Here is a 19,403-nt window from a genome sequence, read left to right as displayed (position 1 = left end):
GGCCGCTCAGGACGACGCCCCATCATGCTACCCAGCCTGACCCTCGACCTACATGATCGGAAGCCTGACCAGCAACATCATCAGAAGTCTCCTAGGACGAGATGCAGCCACGCGCGGGCACTGATCCAACCACAGACCAGCAGGAGGAGAAGCGCGATGATCGCAGGCAGGGGCTCGACCAGAACGACACCAGTCGCCGCCCAGCAGCCACCACTCGTGAGGGCGATGATTCCGAGTGTCGCGCGCGCCTTCGTCCACCCGGGGGTGGCGAGTTCCTGGCGGTAGCTCCACAGCTCGCCCTTACTGCGCAGATCGCGGGCCTTTTTCGCGCGGTATCGGATGAGCCAAGCGATCCTGTCGACTCCGATCCCCGCCTGTCCGTAGACCGCTGTGATCTCGTCGCGCAGGCTCCGACGGATTCCCGCCGTTTCGGCCAGCCAATCGTCACGGTCCACCTCCGGTGGAAGATACTTGGCGAAGTAGTAGTTGATCCGGTGCTCTGTTCTCTTCGCGAAGGTGCCGCGCTCGGCCGTGGTTCCGAAGCCTAGACACTCCCTGTCCTTGGCGTGGCGGCGTACGACTCGAAAGCGCCATTCCACGGTGTCCCGTGCGCCGACGCACGCGCCGGCGACGGCTAGCAGATAGGCGAGCATGAGAAGGATACGCCCGCTCTGCAGAATCAGGTGGCCGAGGTAGGCCGCGGCCCCGACCAGCACCGTCGCGGCCGTCACGGCTTGGGCCCAGATTCCCAGAGGTGTGTCAGGTGACCGCGGGATACGGGGCCGGGGCCTCGCCGGGGCCGGGTGGAAGAACTTCCAGATCCGGTCCTTCCGGTCAGCGGCCATCTGGTCCGCCTGTGCCTTCGTCAGTGCCAGTCGCCACAGATGGTTCTCGATCGGGCCGTCGAGGTACAGCTCCAAATGCTCCAGAATCAGACCGCGTTGCGGTTCGCGGAGCGCGTCCAGGTCTTTGACGACGACCCGGATGTCCGCCTCAGCCTTTCCTGCCGACTCCAGGAGCCGGTCGATGATGCAGACACCGTCGCGCCACGGGTCCTCACCACAGAGCCGCATGATGGTGCGCCGCTTTCCGAGCTGGGCCATCTCGTCCTTGGGTCCAGGCCCGCCATCAGGCACAGGTCAATGTGCAGAAACGGCGCGAAGTTGGCATCCAGGAGGTAGCGGGCCATCCGCCCCAGTAAACCGGGCTCCTCCGCCAGCGCGCGAGCCAGGTCGGGATACAGACGGCCGGTGGCCTGGCTCCCGCGCAGGCGGCCGAGCTCCGGGCCGGGGCTGCCGGGGCCGTGGCGGGTGTCCACCAGCCAGAGGCCGTCGTTCGTCAGGTGATGAAACGGGTAGCCGGGGCTGGTGTCACGCGGCGGGCCGTACTCCTTGAGCAGTTTCCTCAGCTCGGCCTCGGCGGCGCTGAACGGGATGGGACCGTTACCGTTGCGTTGAAAGTGGCCCAGGGCGTAGAGCAGGAGGAGCGGCTTGTGCGGGGCGCGCTCGCCGCCCCGGCTCCAGCGCCGGATCTCGGCGACCCGCTCGATCCAGTCCACGATCGGCCAGTGTACGGGGATTCCGGCCTGTCGCGGGGGCCGGCCGCGCCCTATAGTCGCCGGGTGAGCGACCTTCAGCCGGGCGTCTATCAGCATCTGGTCACTCGTGAGCTGGACGGCCTGCTGCGTGCGGTGTCCGATCGCGACCTGATCGATCGGCGTTCCCTGGACCTCGCCGACTCCCACGAGACCCTCGTCCGGCATCTGGCCGCGCTCACCCGGCGCGCTCTGCGCTCGGTACGGGGCGAGAATGACGCGGTGCGGCTGGCCCGGCAAGTAGAGATCGTCAATCGGGTCGCGGATCTCCTGGGCGACCTGGTACCCGAGGCCGCCTCCCCCGAGGAGATGGTGGAAGCCGCCGAAGAGCTACTGGGGATCGCCAAGGGCCGCGACGCCGGTGGCCAGGTGCGCTTTCCGCCCCGACCGGCGATCCCCCTCACCGGCAGTGCGCTGCTGGTCAACGGGCGCGGGCAGCCGGAGATCGGGCATGAGCTGAAACGAGAACTGGCCTCAGCCGACCGTGTCGATCTTCTCTGCGCGTTCGTGAAGTGGAACGGTGTGCGGGTGCTCGCGGAGGCGATAGAAGAGTTCCTCCAGCGCGGCGGCCGGCTGAGGGTGGTGACCACCACCTACATCGGCGCCACCGACCGCCTGGCCCTGGACCGGCTGGCGGCGATGGGCGCCGAGATCCGCGTCTCCTACGACACCCGAATGACCAGGCTCCACGCGAAGGCCTGGCTGTTCCGCCGGAACAACGGGCTGTCCACCGCCTACGTCGGCTCATCGAACCTGTCGCGCACCGCCCTCAGCCACGGCCTGGAGTGGAACGTCCGCCTCGCCCAGGCCGAACAGCCCCACCTGATCGACACCTTCGCCGCCACGTTCGACGACTATTGGGGCGATCCGTCGTTCGAACCGTACGACCCGGCACGCGACGCCGACCGGCTCGACCGCGCCCTGTCCGCCGAACGGTCGGACGGCAGAGCCGTGGTGCTGGACTTCGCACACGTGGACGTCCGCCCGTACTCCTACCAGCGCGAGATCCTCGACGAACTCGACGCCGAACGGCAGATCCACAACCACTGGCACAACCTCGTCGTCATGGCCACCGGCACCGGCAAGACCGTCGTCGCCGCGCTCGACTACCGGCGGCTGCGCGCGGCCGGACAGGCGGAGTCTGTGCTGTTCGTCGCCCACCGCAAGGAGATCCTGCGGCAGAGCCTGCTCACCTTCCGGCAGGTGATGCGGGACGAGACGTTCGGCGAACTGTACGTGGACGGCGCCCGCCCCGAGCAGTGGCGGCACGTGTTCGCCTCGATCCAGACCCTGGACGCCAACCCGCTCCCCGAGCCGGACCGCTACGACATGGTGATCGTGGACGAGTTCCACCACGCCGAAGCCGCCACCTACCGCAAACTGCTCACCGGAGTGCGGCCCAAGGTGCTCCTGGGCCTGACCGCCACCCCGGAACGCGCCGACGGCCTGGACATCAAGCACTGGTTCGGCGGCCGGATCGCCTCCGAACTGCGCCTGTGGGAGGCGCTGGAACGCGTGCTGCTGGCCCCGTTCCAGTACTTCGGCATCCACGACGGAACCGACCTGAGCCAGATCGGCTGGCGCCGGGGCCAGGGCTACGACGTCGGCCAGCTCTCCAACGTCTACACCGGCAACGACCGCCGCGCCGCCGTCGTCCTGGAGGCGCTGCAACGCAAGGTCGGCGACGTCGGACGGATGCGGGCCCTCGGCTTCTGCGTGAGCATCGACCACGCCCGCTTCATGGCCGACCACTTCACCCGCGCCGGGCTCCCCTCCGTCGCCGTCACCGCGCACAGCCTCCGTGACGAACGTGACCAGGCCCTGCGCGACCTGCGCGACCGCAAGATCAACGCCGTGTTCACCGTCGACCTCTTCAACGAGGGCGTCGACGTCCCGGAGATCGACACCGTCCTGTTCCTGCGCCCCACCGACAGCGCCACCGTCTTCCTCCAGCAGCTCGGCCGCGGACTCCGGCTGGCCGAGGACAAACCATGCCTGACCGTGCTCGACTTCGTCGGCCACCAGCACAAGCAGTTCCGCTTCGACCGGCGCTACCGGGCGCTCACCGGCGCCAGCCGTACCGGCATCGCTGGGGAGGTCGAGCAGGGCTTCCCCACGCTTCCGGCCGGCTGCGTCATCGACCTCGACCGCGACGTACGCCGCCTCGTCCTCGACAACGTCCGCCAGGCCCTCAACCTGAACTGGCGGGACCTCGCACGCGAACTCCGCGACCTCGGAGACGTCACCCTGCCCACATTCCTGCAGGAAACCGGACTGGACGTCGAAGACCTCTACCGCCGCAGCCGCCAGGGCTGGGCCTCACTGCGGCACGCCGCCGGCTTCGGCGCCGCACCAGACGACGACGCTCTCGGACGCGCCTTCGGCCGCATGCTGCACATCGACGACGTCGAACGCCTCGCCTTCCTCACCGAAGTGCTGGCCGGACGAGCTCCCCGATCACCGCGCGAGCTACGCCTGATGGCCATGCTGGACGCGATGCTGTGGGGCGGCACCCAGCCGATCTCCGGAATGGAAGCCCGCTTCGCCCGCCTCACCGGCGCCCGCGCAGCGGAACTGCAAGAACTGGCGAACGTCCTCCGCTCCAGCCTCCGTCACGTGGCCCCGCCCCTGGACCCCGTCGTACCCCTGCACGTACACGCCCGCTACAGCAAGAACGAGGTACTGGCCGCCTTCGGCATCGACAAGCCCGCACACATGCGCGAAGGCGTCAAATACGTACAGGAGCACCAGGCGGACCTGTTCTTCGTCACCATCGACAAGTCAGAGGACCACTACTCCCCCACCACGCTCTACGCCGACCGGGCGATCAGCGAGAACCTGTTCCAGTGGGAGTCGCAGAGCACCCTCCGCTCCGCGGCCCCCACCGCCCGCCGCTACATGGCGGGCGAGTCCACGGTCCACCTCCTCATCAGGCAGTCCAAGCGCGACGAAGGGCTGGGAGCCCCGCCGTACACGTACGCGGGACCGATGCGGTACGTGAGCCACGAGGGCGAGCGCCCCGCCCGCTTCATCTGGCGTTTGGACCACCGGCTCCCGCCCGAAGTGTTCCACTACGCCAAAGCAACCGCCGGCTGAGCCGACCGCGAGACGAGGAAAAGCTGCCCCTGACCCACACCAGCGCGGGGGTCATCGTCTCGGGCCGGGTCGGCCTGCGCATCGCGCAGCTCTACCCGAAGAATCGGTCCCTGTGCATCAACCTCGACCCGCTTCGTGCGCGCGGACGCAACGAACTGGCGGACGCCTGCCTCGCAAGCCTGCGCACCCTGACCAGCAAACCACTGACCTCGGCCCACCCGTTCGTCCCCGCTCCCGACGCCGTGGCCCAGTGGGAACACCTCGCGAAGCTCCTTGGCCAGCTTGCCACTGCGTGAAGCAGTACCAGCACCCGCATGCGATGAGGCGGCACGGCATCGGTCAGCCGACTCAGCGTCGTGAAATGAGAACGGTCATCGCGTGATCCCTCGTAGCAACGAATCCAAAAAGGGGAACGGCAATGACCGTTGACAACAGTGTGCCGCCTGTCCGGTGGCTGCCGCGGCAGATCACTCTCGAAGCATCGATGATCTACGTTCGCCGAGACCGCTCACGAGTTGAACGCGCCTGAGTGCTCAGGCGTCGCGCCGGAGAAGGTTCTTGGCGGACTGCACGAAGTGGGCCACCAGCGGGTTACGGTCGCCGTTCCGGGTGACGACGACCACCTGGCAGGGCTCGATCCCCTCGACGGGGACGGTGGTGAGGTCGTCCCGCAGGGCGGGGCGCGGGTCGTCGGCGGGTACGAGAGCGATGGCCCTGCCGTCGGCGACGGTTTCCAGCTTGTCCTCGAACGTGTCGACGATCATGGGGCCGAGCGGGGCCGGGTCGCCGTTCGGACGAGGGTCGAGCCGCCAGAACCCGGTCCACAGCGCGGCCATGCCGGCGCAGGCCACGAGGGGCTCGTCGGCGAAGTCCGCGGCGGTGACCGACTCCTTTCCTGCCAGCGGGTGGGAGGCGGGCAGGAGGAGCGCACGGGGTTCGTCGTACAGGACGGTCACGCACAGGCCGTCGGTCGGGATGGGCAGCGGCGTCCGGGCGACGAGCGCGTCGACCCGGCGCTCGGGCAGGGCGGCGGTCTCGTCCCAGTCGAGGTGACGGGTGCGGACGTGGGCGCCGGGATGGCGGCGGCGCAGGTCTCGTACCGCGGGGGAGATGACGAGGTCCTCGACGTAGCCGATCGTGATCGTACGCGGCGGGGCGGCGGAGCGGGCGGTGAGCGCCGCCTGCTGGGCAGCATGCACAAGCGCCTGCGCCTTCGGAAGGAAGGCCGCGCCTGCCACGGTGAGGCGGCTGCCCTGAGGAGTGCGCTCCAGCAGCCGCACGCCGAGGACATCCTCCAGCCGCTGGATCTGACGGCTCAGCGACGGCTGGGCCAGGTGCAGTGCCTCCGCCGCGCGGGCGAAGTTGAGGTGCTCGGCCACGACCGTGAAGTAGCGCACCAACCGCAGGTCGAGATCGATGGCGGGCTGCGACTCCGCTCCTGTTTCGGACACTTCATCACCGTATCCGTTATGCAGATCCTGCATGACCAGGTGCGGAACAGGTCTTGGACGCCCAGGTGGGAGCGGCGGTTGACTGTGGAACGTCCCGCTGAGGACGAGAACCGGTAACCCGAATACATCTGAAAGGGCTGTCCGATATGGGCAAGTACGAGGGCAAGAATGTTGTGATCACCGGCGGCGGCAGCGGGTTCGGCCTGGCCACCGCGCGGCTGCTGGTGGCCGAGGGCGCGCGCGTCCTGATCACCGGGCGTACCCAGGCCACCTTGGACGCCGCCAGCGAGGAGCTCGGCGACCGCGCGATCGCCGTCCGCAGCGACGCGGCCTCCCTTGACGACATCGACGCGCTGGCCGAACGGGTGAAGGCCGAGTTCGGCACGGTCGACGCCGTGTTCGCCAACGCCGGCATCAACGGTTTCGCCCCCTTCGAGGCGACCAGCGAAGGGCTGTTCGACGAGTTGATGGCCATCAACGCCAAGGGGCCGTACTTCACGGTGCAGAAGCTCGCCCCGCTGATGACCGAGGGCGGCGGCGTCGTGCTCACCACCTCGGTCGCCAACGTACTCGGCCTGCCCATGCTCAGCGCGTACGCGGCCACCAAGGCCGCACTGCGCTCCATGACCCGCAGCCTGGCCCGCGAACTCCTGCCCAGCCGCATCCGCGTCAACGCCGTCAGTCCCGGCCCGATCGACAGCGGCATCTTGGAGAAGTCCATGCCCAAGGAGGCGGCCGACCAGACCAAGGCACAGATGGCCGCCGACAACCCCATGCTCCGCATGGGCACCCCGTCCGAGGTCGCCAAGGCGGTCGTGTTCCTCGCCTTCGAGGCCACCTTCACCACCGGAGCCGAACTCCCCGTGGACGGCGGCGGCTCCCAACTCTGAACGCGACCCGGCGTCCCGGCCCCAGCCCCGGCGTCCTCGCAGGATCGGCCACCCACCTGCGTGGCTTCGTCGTGCTGCCGCGCAGGTGGGTGGCAGCACAGACCTGCTCTTGACCGACCCGCTACCGCAGGCCGGCGCAGGCCCGAGCACCAAGAAGCCCTGACCTGGCGGGCCACCAATCCTGCCGGGGGCACTCACCTAGATCGCTATATATTGCCCCTGACCTGCGGTTTCACAACCGCAGGTCTTTGTTTCGCCACCCTCGATAGGCAGCGGACAGTGCCCGTACGCAGCTGTACGACCATGATCAGGGGACATGCGGGGGAATGATCTTGAAGACGTTTCCCCAGGTCAACCCCCAGTTCCGGCGCATCCACGCAGCGATAACCCGCCACAACCGCCTCCGCCCGCGCGCGACGCAGTCGTCGATCGTGCCGAATACGTGCGCACAACCCGGAACAGCAATCGGCCATCGCCATTGAGGGCGTCGTCGCTATCCTGGGCTACACCCTGGCCGCAGACCATCGCCATCGGGCAGCCCCCATGCCAGATCCTTCCCGCCGGAGGGCCGGAGCTCAGCCAACCGGGCAATGCCGCCGGCAGGGCGAGCTCGTACACCACTTCCGTGGACGCAACCGTCCGTCGCACCGGATCAAGCCCAGGGTAGAGGCACAACGCGATCAGGAGGCATACGACCACATGCGGGGAAAGCTTGCGCACGCGACGCTCCTGAGAGTGCAGTTTGTGAGCCTAAGCCCGTGATGTCGCAGTGTGATCGTAGGGATTTGTAGCGTAACCCCGCCGGCAAGGGGTTCGTTCCCCAGCCCAAACGATGGGTCGTCGAGCAGACGTACGGCATCTTGATGTTCCACCGCCGCCTGGTCCGCGACTACGAGCACCTGCCGGCCAGCTCCGAATCACGGGTGTACTGGGCGATGACCGAGGTGATGTCCCGCCGCCTGACCCGCGGCACGGCCCCGCCTGAGCGGTGGACATGACCGCACCCCACGGGCACCCGGCCGACCCCGGCAACTGGCTCCTGGACCGGATCGACGCCCGCGAGCACCGGCTGACCTGCCAGATCGAGCAGACCCAGGCGGAGATCGATACTCTCACCGCACGCCTGGGCGAACTCAGCGAGCAGGTCGAACACCTGCGCATCAGCCGCAAGACCCTCATCTCCCTGGCCGAGGAGGACCCCGCCCCGGTAGAACCGCCCGCGCCGCCAGCGGTCCCCGATCACCCCGCCTACCAGCAGATTCTCACCGTCTTCGGCGAAGCCGGCGGCTCCCTGCGCGCCCGTGACGTGGCCGTAGCCCTGGACCTGCCCCTGACACGCAACGACATCCAGAACCTCCGCGCCAAGCTCAAACGCCTCGCCGGCCGCGGCATCCTCGTCGAGACCGAGCCGGGATTGTTCACCCCACCGCGCCCATAACCCGAACGACGAGCCCCTGACCGGGCGACCTAAGCCAACTCCGCCGACGAAAGGGGCATCAGCTCGCGAAACGCACTCTGAGCTGTGACGGGCGGCCTCGTGTTCGAGGAGGAGCCTGGTGGGCTCGACGCGCGAGCTGATCCCGAACTTGGCGCAGAGATCCATGCTGACCGTGTGCGGCGGCAGGTGGAGCACTGCTCCGTAACCTGCGCGGTGGCGGCGCCGCCACTATCACCACCTGCGCGGCGATGGCCACGCGACCGGCGCATCACACCGCCGGCTCACCGAAAGAGACGACCTGTTAGTCGAGCGACCAGTACGTCAGCTTCAGTGGATTCAGCATCAACCACACGTTCGTGACGCATACATCACTGACGTCGAAGGTGATCATTCCGTGTCGATGTCCTTCGTCGCGAATGATGTAACCGAGACCGTCAGCCGTATCGCGTCGCTCAAGACGGAGGGCGGGCTGCTTGCGCATCACTCCCATGAACCACCGGGCTACGTGATCCGGCCCACGGATGACCTGAGGTGCGGCATTGACGAAGCCGCCGCCGTCTACTCGTAGTTCGACGTCTGGAGCCAGCAAGCGGAGCAGATCCTCGATGTCCCCGCCGACGGTCGCATCACGGAATGCACGAACGACCTCGTCATGCTGGCGTGGGGAAACCTGTGCGCGTCTTCCTCGTCGAACGTGGCGGCGTGCGGACGTCGCCAATTGCCTTGTCGCTGCGGCTGAACGACCGACGACACCAGCGATCTCGTCGAACGGGACCCCGAACACATCGTGCAGCACGAACGTCACTCGCTCTGCCGGGGTCATGGCCTCGAGGACCGTCAGCAAAGCCATGCTGACGGCATCATCGAGGGTGACACGTTCGAGCGGGTCAGCGGCGAACTGACTGGAATCCAGTGGCGCCTTCGCTGTGCCGGCGAAAAGGTCGGCTGGAACCGGCTCCGGCAGCCATTGCCCGACGTACGTCTCCCGCCGTGCACGCGCGGAACCCAGCAGGTCGAGTGAGATGCGGCTCGCCACTCGCATCAGCCATGCCGCAGGTGCGGCGATTTCGTCGCGTTCCTCGGGTTCGAGGCGGTACCACCTCGCATAGGTCTCCTGCACGACGTCCTCGGCATCGGCCAGAGTGCCCATCATGCGAAACGCCAGCGACAGCAGACGATGTCGCTCCGCCATGACCGAATCGAGAGCCCGTGATTCGTCACGCTCGGCTCCTCCGAACTCCGCTGATTCGGCAGGAGTGTCCTCCGGCATGGGGCAACCTTTCCCCTCGGAGCGCAGCACGCCTGACCTATGTGCCGGCGGCCAGACGTTCCCCCCTTCCCTCATCATCGCATTCAGGCGGTGGGGATCCCTGCAATCGGGTACCGCACGGTGCCCGTCCGGTACGCGCCGCGCGGAACCATGGCCTCGAGGGGCTCCTGTCCGTCCACGGTCACCACCTCACGAGGGTCTCCGCGATGGGCCAGAGTGGCACGGAAGAGGTCGTCGTGGTAGAAGCGGTCGGGCCCGGCGATCTCGACCACACTTCCCGGCTCCAGCGTCGTGACGGCCTCGGCGAGCAGGTCGACGACTTCGTCCAGCTCGACGGGCTGGATGAATGACCTCGGAGCGAGCACCTTTCCGTCCACGGTGTGCTGGTCAATGAGGACAGGAATGTAGCTGTGGAACTGCGTGGCCCGGATGATGGTGGCGGGAATCGACGCGGATCGCACGGCCTTCTCCTGAGCCACTTTGCCGAGGTAGTAGCCGATGTCAGATGCGTCCCCTTCTCCGACGCCGACAATGGAGAGCACGATGTGATGACGCACACCCGCCTGCCTGCCCTCCGCGGTCAGGTTGTTGATCGCTCCCTCGAAGAAGGAGATCGCCCCCTCCGCATCGAAGCGGGGGGTGTTGAGGACGTTCACGATGGTGTCGACCCCGATCAGAGCCTCGGCGAGCCCCTTGCCCGAGATCACGTCGATTCCGTCCTCAAGTCCTCCTGGAACCACCTCGATGCCCTTGGCCTCCAGGTTGTCGGCGAGGGGGGACCCCACACGGCCGCGCCCCCCAGCGATGAAAACCTTCATTTCCGCACTCCGTTCTGGGGCGCCAGTCGCCGCCCTCACCAATATGACGACGCAGGCCGGACAAATGTGAGGTTGCGCAGCAGCAGGGCTTCGAGAAGAGCTCGGGGTCCGAGAACATCAGGGCCATGGCACGACCGGACGGCGAACGAGGTCCTTGCGTTGGCCTTGAGCGACGTCAGGGTGCTCAGGCGTCGCGCACGAGGAGGCTCTTCCCAGAAGGGCCGGGTCGCCGTTCGGACGAGGGTCGAGCCGCCAGAACCCGGTCCACAGCGCGGCCATGCCGGCGCAGGCCACGAGGGGCTCGTCGGCGAAGTCCGCGGCGGTGACCGACTCCTTTCCTGCCAGCGGGTGGGAGGCGGGCAGGAGGAGCGCACGGGGTTCGTCGTACAGGACGGTCACGTCCAGGCCGTCGGCCGGGATGGGCAGCGGCGTCCGGGCGACGAGCACGTCAATCCCACTCGGGACGAGAACCGGTGACCCCACCACCTCGGAGAAGAACGGGTTGGCGCACATCAGGTAGTAGCGACCGCCATCGCCGACGACCCTCGCGACCTCACGGAAGACGATCCGGGCGTCGGGGACGAAGGTCAGCGAGTACGGATGCCAGACCAGATCGAACGAGGAGTCGTCGAGGCCCGACAAGTCCCGCATGTCGCCGTGCACCGTACGGATGCCGACGCCGTAGTGCTCGGCGGCCAAGCGGTCCCGCTCCAGCTGCCCGGACGAGATGTCGAAAACCGTCACATCAGCTCCTAGCAGAGCGAAGGCCGCAGACTGCTGCCCGCCTCCGCCCGCCAGGCAGAGCACCTTCCGGCCAGTCAGGTCGCCGGGGATGCCCAGCCGCTCCAGACCCAGATATGTCCGAGCCTTCTCCACATCCAGGTCGAGCATAGGACGGGTGAACAACGCCTCCGCCTCGACAAGGGCTTCCCAGCGTTCCTCGTTGTAGCGGTACACCTCGTCCTGCATGGCGCCCACCCTAGCCACCGTCCAAAGGCCGGGGCGGACGATTTCGTCCGGGGTGGTGCCTCAGGATGCCTTCCACGTGACGGGCTCGGCGCCCTCGGCGGTGGAGGAGAAGGTGACGGTGACCGGCTTGTCGCCCTTGTCGACGAGGTAGACACCGCACTGCTGCACGCTCTTGCCCGGCTGCACCATGCCGTACGGCCGGGAGGACGGGCAGCCCTTGGGGCCGTTGCTGCCGATCGCGATGAGGGTGAGCTTGCGCAGGGTCTGTCCGCTTTCGGTACGCAGGATGACCGCCTCGTCCATGCCCGGGTACAGCTTGGACTTACCGTTGTTGCGGTACGCGAGCGTGACGAAGTACACCGAGGCGGCCTTCTGCCTGGCGTTCAGCTTGTAGTCGGCGAGCGCGCCCGCGCCGGCCCTGCGCACGCTCTTCAGCGTGACGGTCAGCGGCACGTCCTGGTCGTCGGTGTCCTTCCACGTCACCTTGGCCGGCTTGCCCGCGGCCAGCACGCCGCCGCCCACGCCGCCGCCCACGTCGCCGCCCTCCACCTTCCACGTCCTGGTGACGGACTCGTCGCTGTAGGAGACGGTGGCGGGCTTGGCGTCCTCTGGCAGCAGCACGACCCGGCACTCGGTCGCCGCCTGGCCGGCCGTCAACGACTTCGGGGCCGTCGTGCCGATGCACGTCTCCAGCGGGCCGGTGCCGGGCGAGGCCAGCGGGTTGCCGCTGAAGAACGAGACGGCCTTGCCGGCGGTGCCGTCGGCGAGCGCCACCCGGAAGTTCCTGACGGGCATGGAGGGCTCGACCGCATCGGTGCCGGCGTTGGTGATCGACACGGTGAGGTAGTGCGGCACCATGCCGCGCATGTCGTCGTCGAGCCGTACGCCGTCGAGGTCGCTCGCCGAGCCGCGCGTGAGCTGGGTCGGGTTGAGGGTCAGCTCGTGCACCTTGTCGTCGCGGTCGGTGTAGTTCACCTGCCGCGGTGCGGTGTCGAGCGTCAGCGGCGTACCGGCGGACGCGGGCTTCTCCGCCGCCTGCGTCTTCTCCGCCGTCTTCGGCTTCTCAACGCTCTCACTGGTGTCGACGCCTCCGCAGCCGGCCAGGAGCAGTGCGAGAACACCTGCCCCGGCGATGGTGCTGATCCGTCGGCTGACGCGCTGCACTACGAACCCCCGTCGTTGCTGACTCTCCTTGTGAAGGACCACCTTAGAGGTGACACGCACCAGTCCTCAGGTCGGTGCGGACACCGCCTATGGGGCATGCTGGGCGTTCGCCGGTGCCGGGCCGGCCACGGCCGTGACTAGGCTGGAGCGGTGTCCCCCGACGCAGCGCTGCTCCGTTCGCCGGGACTGCTTCGATGCCCCGGGAGATGGTGATGAGCACGACCGGTGATGTCGTCTTCGCTGTGTCCGACGGTGTTCTGCTGCTCGATGTGGCCGGGCCTGTTCAGGTGTTCGACAGCGCGGGTGGGTATCGGGTGCGGCTGGCCTCGGTGGACGGGCGAGCCGTTCGCACCGATGTGGGTGTCTCGCTGGGCGTCGATCTCGCGCTGTCCGAGGTGGACGGTGACGTGGACACCTTGGTGGTGCCGGGATATCCGCGGGATGAGTTCGCCGGGGTTGTGCCGGGGTTGGTGGACGGCGTGCGGCGGGTGGCGGCTGGGGCGCGGCGGGTGGTTTCGGTGTGTACGGGGGCATTCGTCCTGGCGCAGGCGGGGTTGCTCGATGGGCGGCGAGCCACGACGCATTGGCAGGCCTGTGCGGCGTTGGCGGACTTGTATCCCGGGGTGCGAGTGGAGCCCGATGCCATCTACGTGCGGGATGGTCCGGTCGTCACCTCAGCGGGGGTGACCGCCGGGATCGACGTCGCTCTCGCGCTCGTCGGAGAGGATCGGGGTGAGGATCGGGCTCGTGCGGTCGCCAAGTACCTGGTCGTGTTCCTGCAGCGTCCCGGCGGACAGTCGCAGTTCCGTGCCCGCCACGCCGCGAGCGGTCCGCGTTCCGCGACGCTGCGCCGGGCGCTGGACCTCGTGGCCGCTGACCCGTCCGGCGATCATCGCCTCGCCACGATGGCCGGCGCGCTCGCCGTCAGCGAGCGCCACCTGAGCCGTCTGTTCCGACGGGAGCTCGCGATGACGTGCGGTCAGTTCGTCGAACGTCTCCGGGTCGAAGCGGCGCAGGCTCTCCTGGAATCCGGCGAAGAAGCGGTGCCGGCCGTCGCCCGTGCCTGCGGTTTCGGCTCGGCCGAGACGATGCGGCGGGCGTTCCTGCGGGTGCTCGGCGTCTCGCCGTCGGCCTACCGGCATCGCTTCCGGCTCGCCGACCAGAGAAGCGCGCCATGGCGACCGGTCAGTTGACGTACGTGAGGATGATGAGGCCGAGGCCCAGCGGCACGTCCAGGAAGATGCAGGCTTCGGCCAGCGACGGCGCCACGACCAGCTTGCGGCGGAGGTGGATCGCGTCCCAGATCGCGTGGCTCGCGAGCGCGAGGCCGGCCACGATCACGCCTACCTGCGGTGCGGTGAACACCGCGATCACGGCGACACCGCCGAATCCGAGCACGGCGAGGGCCTGGGCGAGGAGCGCGGGCCGTGACACGCGCAGGGCAAGACCGACGACCACCAGGACGACGGCCGCGCCGCCGAGGCCGGCCCACCAAGGTGTTCCGATCAGCTCGCTGACGACGACGACCAGGCTGCCACCGAGGACGGCCGGCCACACGGTCCAGGGCCTGCCCAGCGCCGCCGCGGCGAGGTAGCACACGGCGGCGACGGCCAGGGTGATGGCCAGGGACTCCTCGTTGCTGCCGGTCACCAGGGAGAGGACGGCGACTGCCAGGCCCAGTGCGGTGGGCCAGCGATGCAGGACGGAGTGCCGGCGTCCTGCCGTCGGCGAAGGGGCGCTCATGACGGGGAGAGTACGAGGGCGCGATGCGACCGTGAAGAGAATGACCGGAGACGTGGAATTGATGGCCGTAAGCGTGGATGACGACTCTTGGTAGTGCCGCATATGTGGCGCTCCGCCGCCCGGTGGGCTCGACCTTGCCCGGTGCACGTGTGGTGCTGATGGGGTGAGCCGGCATGTCTGGGGATGGTGCCGGCATACCAGCGCCGGCCCGCCGATCGTGCCCGGGGGCCGCCGCGCGATGGGCCTGTCCGTCATGCTGCGAGGACGTCCTGAAGGACGTCCTGCAGTGTGACGCGGGCCAGCTCGCCCCGGAGGGTCTCCTCGATGCCGTCGTAGATGCGCCGCATCGCCGGCTGGATGCCGTGGCCCACGACGCAACCCTGGTCAGGAGTGGCGCGGTGCAGGGCGAACAGCGGGCCGGTTTCCACCGCTTCGTACACGTCGAGCAGCGTCATCGACTCCAGGTCGCGCGCCAGCGTCCAGCCCGCGCCCAGCCCGCGCCGCGACTCCACGAGCCCCGCTCTGCGCAGGTCGCCGAGCAGCCGCCGGATCACCACCGGGTTGGTGTTCACGCTGGACGCGATCTGCTCGGAGGTGGCGACCTCATGGCCCTGGCGCTGGTAGAGGCCGATCCAGGCCAGCGCGTGGGCGGCGATGGTCAGCCTGCTGTTGGCGCTCATGGTGTCGTCCCTCCCGGTCGCAACTCCCGATGTTACGACATGCTTGTCGTAACAGATATAGTTGCGACATGTTCGTCGTAACTATTAGCGTTACGACAGTCCGAGAAGGCCAACCAGTTGGGACGAGAACCATGAACAAGCCACTCACCGGCAAGGTCGCCCTGGTCACCGGAGGATCCCGGGGGCTGGGAGCCGCGACCGTACGGCTCCTCGCCGACCAGGGCGCCGACGTCGCCTTCACCTACGTCAGCTCCGACGAGCGAGCCCGGGCCGTCGCCGACGAGGTACGGGCCAAGGGAGCGAAGGTAGCCGCGTACAAGTCCGACCAGTCGGACACGAGTCAGGCACCGGCCCTGATCGACAACGTGATCGCCCACTTCGGCGCCCTGGACATCCTGGTCAACAACGCCGCGATCTCCATCAACGCCACGGTCGACGACCCGAACGCCGACACCGCCGCCCTGGACCGCATGCACGCCACCAACTACCTCGGCGTCATCGCCATCATCCGGGCCGCCTCGCAGGTGCTGCGCGAAGGCGGCCGCATCATCACGATCAGCTCCGGCTTGGGCACCCGAGCCGGCGTCCCGGGCGTGGCCGACTACGCGGCGACCAAGGCCGGCGTCGAGCGCTACACCATGGGCGCCGCCCGTGACCTCGGCCCCCGGAACATCACCGCCAACGTCGTGGAGGCCGGCATGATGACGGACGGCATGGAACACCCGGACCCGGAGACCATCAAGGCCCTGCTCAGCTCACTGTCGCTGCAGCGCATGGGCCACCCGGACGAAATGGCCGCCGCGATCGCCTTCCTGGCCAGTCCGGCGGCGTCGTACGTCACGGGCGCCAAACTGGACGCCCACGGCGGCTACAACGCCTGATCCTCTTCGTCAGTAGCCGACCGTAGTCTGACGCGATGGTCCGTGATCCGTGGGAGCAGCGCTCGCTGGAGGCCGCCGCCCTCGACGCCGAGTCCGCGACGCTGGAGTTCGATCAGGCCCGGTCCTGGCTGCGCTCGGCGCTGGACGGGCCGATGGAGCCGCTGGGCGCCGAGGTCTGGGTGCTGGATCCTGGGCTGGAGCAGATCCTGCTGGTCCAGCATCCATGGCGCGGCCTCGTACCGCCCGGCGGCAAGGTCGAACCGGGCGAGAGCCCGCGCCAGGGCGCGGCACGAGAGCTGGCCGAGGAGTGCGGGCTGCGCCCGCAGTTGCTGGACCGGCCCGCCGCGGTGGCCGTCCGCTCGTTCCACCCGGACCTGCCGCCGACGCTGTCGTTCTCCTACGCCGCGATCGCCGACCCGGCCGAGCCGCTGACCCCAGAACCCGGGCAACCGGCGCTGTGGCATCGGCTGAACACGGACTGGGCTGGCTTCTTTCCCCAGGACCCCGACCGCGTCCGGCAGTATGTGAAGGCCTTGAGGAGCGGCGCGGCGGGTTGAGCGGGGCTCAGAGCTGTCGCGCGAGAGACCTCACTTGGGCCGCCGCTGCCATATAAGCGACTTTCTACTACTTGCCGCCACAAACCAGGCAGGATGACCTCATGTCTACTGCGCCGGGGTCCTTCTTGCTCGAACGCCTGCACGCGGCCGGCCTGACCGACGTCACCGCGGTCGAGCCGGCCACCGGGGGTCTCGCCGCGACCGCAGGCCTCGCCCGCCGCGGCGACGGCACGTCGGTGTTCGTGAAGGCGTTCAGCGAGCCGCCCTCGGACGACGTCTTCGCCACGGAAGCCGAGGGCCTCACCGTGCTGCGCGAGGCAGGCGGCATCTCCACTCCCGACATCATCCTCGCCGACCGCGACGTGCTCGTACTGTCCACGTTGCACCCCCGCCCGACGACCGAGACCTTCTGGGAGCAGTTCGCGCACGCACTCGCCCACCTGCACACCACCACCCGCCACCCCCGCTTCGGCTGGCACCAGGACAACTGGCTGGGCCGCCGCCGGCAGATCAACACCTGGACCGACGACGGCTACGACTTCTTCGCCCAGCACCGCCTGCTGCGCTGGCTCACCGAACCCCGCGTCCAGGAAGCCCTCGGCCCCGCAGACCGAGCAGCACTCGAACGCCTCTGCGACCGCCTCCCCGACCTGTTGCCCCCCAGCGCCGCCTGCCTGACCCACGGCGACCTGTGGGCTCAAAACGTCATGTCCACCCTTGATGGCCAACCCGCACTGATAGACCCGGCAGTGTCGTACACCTGGGCCGAAGTCGACCTCGCCCATCTCTGGACGACAGCCCCACCCCCCGAAGCACACGCATTCTTCGACCTGTACGCCGACCTGACGGACCTCGACCCCGACTGGCGCAACCGCATGCCCATCCTGCAGCTACGCCAGCACCTGGCCGTCATCGCCCAATTCACCCCAGATTGGGGCGCCGCCGACATAGTCCGCACCACCCTCACCCCCTTCCGCCCCCGCCCCAAAGCCCAGCCGAACAGACACCACACGACACCGGCGCCCGAGCCGACCACATAGCCACCCAGCAACGTGGCCGCTACGCATTCCTGGCCTGATCTGGTGTCACCTCGGTTGGTGTGCGGCGCATTTCCTCTTCGAGGGTCTCGAGAACTGCCTGGGCCACCGCTCGTACCCGAGTGCGATGCCCGGTCAGCTCCCTGGCGAAGCCTTGAGCAGTGCGACCGACCCAGATGGCCTGGCCCGTGAACTGCTCACAGGGAGGGTGAGCGACATGTCGGACGTGCGGGCGATACCGAAGTCGATCACGCGGGGGCCGTCGGGGCCGAGCAGCACGTTGTCCGGTTTGAGGTCGCGGTGCACGACTCCCGCGTCGTGGATCGCGGTCAGCTCCGTGGCCACCGCGGTGGCCAGCCGGTGCAGGTCGTCGCCGGTGAAGCGGCGTCCCTCGCGCACGGCCGCACCCAGGCTGGGGCCCGGCACGTACTCGGAGACGAGGTACGGCCAGCGCCCGTCCAGCTCGGCGGCCAGCACGCGTGCCGTGCAGAACGACGACACCCGTCGCGTCGCCTTCGTCTCCTTCGCGAACCTGTCGCGCAGCGCCCGGTCGCCGGACGCGTGCAGCACCTTGACCGCGACACAGTTGCCGTCGGCGTCGTACGCGTCATAGACGACGCTCTGCCCGCCCGAGCCGAGCCGCCCGGCGAGCCAGTAGTCACCGATGCGCTGGGGATCCCCCGTGATCAGCGCCTGCATGGCGGGTTGGATGCCTTTCCTCGCCGAATGGTTGTCACCGTCTTGGGGATCGAGATTTCCGAACGCCATTTCACCGGGCGGCCGGAAAAAGTGCGACAGAGCCGCGAACCTCTTTCCCCGATGCGCCATCCAACCCGATTGCACGCTGAAAATGAAACGAACCCGGAAGGGGCATCGACCGATGCGTTCGAAAATGGTCACCGCGTTCCTCGCCACTCTTGCCGCCGGTGGCTGCGTCCTCGCCGGCACCTCGCCCGCCGCGGCGGATTCGCAGCACGGCAAAAGCAAGTGGGTCAGCGCGGAAAAGGGCTGGCAGCACGCGGGTGTGTACGTCGAGCCCGGCGACCTGGTGCGTATTCGCGCCATCGGCGGCCGGTGGACGGTCGATCATTGGAAAGTCCCGTACGTGTCCGCGGGCGGCTATAGCCGGTACACCGACCGGCGCATTTTTCAGGGCTGCAAGGTGCTCGGCCGGCACGCGTACGGCACCCTGATCGCGAAGGTCAACGGCGACCACTACCGGGTCGGCAACCGCGGCTACCTCCGCGTCCGCCAGGCCGGCTTCCTGCAACTGCGCATCAACGACGCCGACGGCTGCCTGCGCGACAACGACGGCGCCGTCCGCGTCAAGATCAGCGTCACCGACTGAGCGCGCGGGTTCTGTCGTTCGCCGCTGCTATAGATGTCGCCACCACCTGATCTCCGACGACAGAAGGATGGCCGATGGCATCGGTGACCTTTCGTGACGAGTCCGCGAGTGGGCGGGCCCTGGAGGAGTTCTCCCTGCCGGGCCTGCCTGACCGGGTCTCGGCCAGCGAGCTCGTACGGCTGCGCGTCCGCGAGGAGGTGGCACGCCACAACGCCGCCCCCAAGCGGCATTTCAGGGGGCTGGTGAAGCCGACCGATGCCGAGGCCGAGCTGAACGGCTACCGGTTACGCGCCGCACGGAAGCTCGACTGGGAGAAGCAGGCCGACGCCGCCGAGGCCGCGTTCGCGCGCAACGGGTTCCTGCTGCTTGTCGGCGACCGGCAGATCATGGACCTCGACGTGCAGATCGACCTCGACGCCGATCCTGTCGTGTCGTTCGTCAAGCTCGTGCCGCTGGTGGGGGGCTGA

19 protein-coding genes and 1 pseudogene are annotated in these 19,403 nt (G+C 68.4%); 10 read left to right on the top strand and 10 right to left on the bottom strand.

Translation table 11 applies throughout. From position 1 onward, the window contains the following. Positions 1 to 80: 80 nt before the first annotated feature. On the bottom strand, positions 81 to 1,103 hold the full coding sequence (locus ABZW11_RS42570) for a hypothetical protein (protein ID WP_355430954.1): 1,023 nt from the start codon (positions 1,101 to 1,103) through the stop codon (positions 81 to 83). 11 nt (positions 1,104 to 1,114) lie between these two features. Further along, positions 1,115 to 1,558, bottom strand: a pseudogene (locus tag ABZW11_RS42565) (restriction endonuclease); the annotation flags it as partial. Between the two features lie 63 nt (positions 1,559 to 1,621). On the opposite strand from ABZW11_RS42565, the gene ABZW11_RS42560 reads away from it, so the two are divergent. Further along, positions 1,622 to 4,690, top strand: coding sequence for a DUF3427 domain-containing protein (locus tag ABZW11_RS42560; protein WP_355430952.1), 3,069 nt, complete (start codon positions 1,622 to 1,624; stop codon positions 4,688 to 4,690). 533 nt (positions 4,691 to 5,223) lie between these two features. Here ABZW11_RS42560 and ABZW11_RS42555 read toward each other — a convergent pair. Beyond that, positions 5,224 to 6,141, bottom strand: coding sequence for a LysR family transcriptional regulator (locus ABZW11_RS42555; RefSeq protein ID WP_355430949.1), 918 nt, complete (start codon positions 6,139 to 6,141; stop codon positions 5,224 to 5,226). A 146-nt stretch (positions 6,142 to 6,287) separates the two neighbouring features. On the opposite strand from ABZW11_RS42555, the gene ABZW11_RS42550 reads away from it, so the two are divergent. The 3 genes from ABZW11_RS42550 (at position 6,288) to ABZW11_RS42540 (ending at position 8,469) form a co-directional block, all read left to right on the top strand. Then, a complete protein-coding gene (locus ABZW11_RS42550) occupies positions 6,288 to 7,031 on the top strand; it encodes a glucose 1-dehydrogenase (RefSeq protein ID WP_355430946.1) in 744 nt (247 codons plus the stop codon). An 863-nt stretch (positions 7,032 to 7,894) separates the two neighbouring features. Beyond that, positions 7,895 to 8,029: a hypothetical protein gene (locus ABZW11_RS42545; RefSeq protein ID WP_355430943.1), complete on the top strand. Its 135-nt coding sequence runs from the start codon at positions 7,895 to 7,897 to the stop codon at positions 8,027 to 8,029. After that, positions 8,026 to 8,469 (top strand): hypothetical protein, encoded by a 444-nt coding sequence (locus ABZW11_RS42540; RefSeq protein ID WP_355430940.1) that lies wholly within the window; start codon positions 8,026 to 8,028, stop codon positions 8,467 to 8,469. Before ABZW11_RS42545 ends, ABZW11_RS42540 begins: the two co-directional genes overlap by 4 nt. 301 nt (positions 8,470 to 8,770) lie before the next feature. On the opposite strand, the gene sigJ is transcribed toward ABZW11_RS42540, so the two are convergent. The 4 genes from sigJ to ABZW11_RS42520 all read right to left on the bottom strand — a co-directional run bounded on the left by sigJ (position 8,771) and on the right by ABZW11_RS42520 (position 12,690). Next, positions 8,771 to 9,739, bottom strand: a complete 969-nt coding sequence (sigJ, locus tag ABZW11_RS42535) for an RNA polymerase sigma factor SigJ (protein WP_355430937.1) — start codon at positions 9,737 to 9,739, stop codon at positions 8,771 to 8,773. A gap of 83 nt (positions 9,740 to 9,822) precedes the next feature. Beyond that, positions 9,823 to 10,557, bottom strand: coding sequence for an NmrA family NAD(P)-binding protein (locus ABZW11_RS42530; protein WP_355430931.1), 735 nt, complete (start codon positions 10,555 to 10,557; stop codon positions 9,823 to 9,825). A 117-nt stretch (positions 10,558 to 10,674) separates the two neighbouring features. Beyond that, complete coding sequence (locus ABZW11_RS42525; protein ID WP_355430928.1) at positions 10,675 to 11,526, bottom strand: methyltransferase domain-containing protein; 852 nt, start codon at positions 11,524 to 11,526, stop codon at positions 10,675 to 10,677. 60 nt (positions 11,527 to 11,586) lie between these two features. Next, positions 11,587 to 12,690 carry a hypothetical protein gene (locus ABZW11_RS42520; RefSeq protein ID WP_355430925.1) on the bottom strand — a complete coding sequence of 368 codons (1,104 nt, stop codon included), beginning with the start codon at positions 12,688 to 12,690 and terminating at the stop codon, positions 11,587 to 11,589. A 212-nt stretch (positions 12,691 to 12,902) separates the two neighbouring features. On the opposite strand from ABZW11_RS42520, the gene ABZW11_RS42515 reads away from it, so the two are divergent. Next, positions 12,903 to 13,883, top strand: a complete 981-nt coding sequence (locus ABZW11_RS42515) for a GlxA family transcriptional regulator (protein ID WP_355430922.1) — start codon at positions 12,903 to 12,905, stop codon at positions 13,881 to 13,883. Here the strand turns inward: ABZW11_RS42515 and ABZW11_RS42510 are convergent. Both ABZW11_RS42510 and ABZW11_RS42505 read right to left on the bottom strand, forming a co-directional pair. Continuing rightward, positions 13,876 to 14,433, bottom strand: coding sequence for a hypothetical protein (locus tag ABZW11_RS42510; RefSeq protein ID WP_355430919.1), 558 nt, complete (start codon positions 14,431 to 14,433; stop codon positions 13,876 to 13,878). The two genes, ABZW11_RS42515 and ABZW11_RS42510, sit on opposite strands and share 8 nt — an antisense overlap. Positions 14,434 to 14,684: 251 nt before the next feature. Further along, the gene (locus ABZW11_RS42505; RefSeq protein ID WP_355430916.1) at positions 14,685 to 15,113 is read right to left on the bottom strand and encodes an Rrf2 family transcriptional regulator; all 429 of its coding nucleotides are present in this window, start codon (positions 15,111 to 15,113) and stop codon (positions 14,685 to 14,687) included. Between the two features lie 131 nt (positions 15,114 to 15,244). On the opposite strand from ABZW11_RS42505, the gene ABZW11_RS42500 reads away from it, so the two are divergent. The 3 genes from ABZW11_RS42500 to ABZW11_RS42490 all read left to right on the top strand — a co-directional run bounded on the left by ABZW11_RS42500 (position 15,245) and on the right by ABZW11_RS42490 (position 17,591). Beyond that, positions 15,245 to 15,994, top strand: coding sequence for an SDR family oxidoreductase (locus tag ABZW11_RS42500; RefSeq protein ID WP_355430913.1), 750 nt, complete (start codon positions 15,245 to 15,247; stop codon positions 15,992 to 15,994). A 35-nt stretch (positions 15,995 to 16,029) separates the two neighbouring features. Then, positions 16,030 to 16,551: an NUDIX hydrolase gene (locus ABZW11_RS42495; protein ID WP_355430909.1), complete on the top strand. Its 522-nt coding sequence runs from the start codon at positions 16,030 to 16,032 to the stop codon at positions 16,549 to 16,551. A gap of 101 nt (positions 16,552 to 16,652) precedes the next feature. Further along, positions 16,653 to 17,591: a fructosamine kinase family protein gene (locus tag ABZW11_RS42490; RefSeq protein WP_355430906.1), complete on the top strand. Its 939-nt coding sequence runs from the start codon at positions 16,653 to 16,655 to the stop codon at positions 17,589 to 17,591. Between the two features lie 132 nt (positions 17,592 to 17,723). On the opposite strand, the gene ABZW11_RS42485 is transcribed toward ABZW11_RS42490, so the two are convergent. Continuing rightward, on the bottom strand, positions 17,724 to 18,287 hold the full coding sequence (locus tag ABZW11_RS42485; RefSeq protein WP_355430903.1) for a protein kinase: 564 nt from the start codon (positions 18,285 to 18,287) through the stop codon (positions 17,724 to 17,726). A gap of 181 nt (positions 18,288 to 18,468) precedes the next feature. Here ABZW11_RS42485 and ABZW11_RS42480 point away from each other — a divergent pair, with 181 nt between their 5' ends. Both ABZW11_RS42480 and ABZW11_RS42475 read left to right on the top strand, forming a co-directional pair. Beyond that, positions 18,469 to 18,936 carry a hypothetical protein gene (locus tag ABZW11_RS42480; protein WP_355430900.1) on the top strand — a complete coding sequence of 156 codons (468 nt, stop codon included), beginning with the start codon at positions 18,469 to 18,471 and terminating at the stop codon, positions 18,934 to 18,936. Between the two features lie 74 nt (positions 18,937 to 19,010). After that, positions 19,011 to 19,403 carry a hypothetical protein gene (locus ABZW11_RS42475; protein WP_355430897.1) on the top strand — a complete coding sequence of 131 codons (393 nt, stop codon included), beginning with the start codon at positions 19,011 to 19,013 and terminating at the stop codon, positions 19,401 to 19,403.

The organism is Nonomuraea sp. NPDC004580, assembly GCF_040609855.1.
Classification (GTDB): Bacteria; Actinomycetota; Actinomycetes; order Streptosporangiales; family Streptosporangiaceae; genus Nonomuraea; species Nonomuraea salmonea.
Note: the sequence above shows the minus strand (reverse complement) of the source record. Positions and strands in the feature narration are given on the sequence as shown.

Coding starts and splice junctions, on each gene's coding strand:
- ABZW11_RS42570 (WP_355430954.1), bottom strand. CDS start 1,103: ATGGCCCAGCTCGGAAAGCGGCGCACCATCATGCGGCTCTGTGGTGAG.
- ABZW11_RS42550 (WP_355430946.1), top strand. CDS start 6,288: ATGGGCAAGTACGAGGGCAAGAATGTTGTGATCACCGGCGGCGGCAGC.
- ABZW11_RS42545 (WP_355430943.1), top strand. CDS start 7,895: ATGTTCCACCGCCGCCTGGTCCGCGACTACGAGCACCTGCCGGCCAGC.
- ABZW11_RS42540 (WP_355430940.1), top strand. CDS start 8,026: ATGACCGCACCCCACGGGCACCCGGCCGACCCCGGCAACTGGCTCCTG.
- sigJ (WP_355430937.1), bottom strand. CDS start 9,739: ATGCCGGAGGACACTCCTGCCGAATCAGCGGAGTTCGGAGGAGCCGAG.
- ABZW11_RS42530 (WP_355430931.1), bottom strand. CDS start 10,557: ATGAAGGTTTTCATCGCTGGGGGGCGCGGCCGTGTGGGGTCCCCCCTC.
- ABZW11_RS42525 (WP_355430928.1), bottom strand. CDS start 11,526: ATGCAGGACGAGGTGTACCGCTACAACGAGGAACGCTGGGAAGCCCTT.
- ABZW11_RS42515 (WP_355430922.1), top strand. CDS start 12,903: ATGAGCACGACCGGTGATGTCGTCTTCGCTGTGTCCGACGGTGTTCTG.
- ABZW11_RS42510 (WP_355430919.1), bottom strand. CDS start 14,433: ATGAGCGCCCCTTCGCCGACGGCAGGACGCCGGCACTCCGTCCTGCAT.
- ABZW11_RS42505 (WP_355430916.1), bottom strand. CDS start 15,113: ATGAGCGCCAACAGCAGGCTGACCATCGCCGCCCACGCGCTGGCCTGG.
- ABZW11_RS42500 (WP_355430913.1), top strand. CDS start 15,245: ATGAACAAGCCACTCACCGGCAAGGTCGCCCTGGTCACCGGAGGATCC.
- ABZW11_RS42495 (WP_355430909.1), top strand. CDS start 16,030: ATGGTCCGTGATCCGTGGGAGCAGCGCTCGCTGGAGGCCGCCGCCCTC.
- ABZW11_RS42490 (WP_355430906.1), top strand. CDS start 16,653: ATGTCTACTGCGCCGGGGTCCTTCTTGCTCGAACGCCTGCACGCGGCC.
- ABZW11_RS42485 (WP_355430903.1), bottom strand. CDS start 18,287: ATGCAGGCGCTGATCACGGGGGATCCCCAGCGCATCGGTGACTACTGG.
- ABZW11_RS42480 (WP_355430900.1), top strand. CDS start 18,469: ATGCGTTCGAAAATGGTCACCGCGTTCCTCGCCACTCTTGCCGCCGGT.
- ABZW11_RS42475 (WP_355430897.1), top strand. CDS start 19,011: ATGGCATCGGTGACCTTTCGTGACGAGTCCGCGAGTGGGCGGGCCCTG.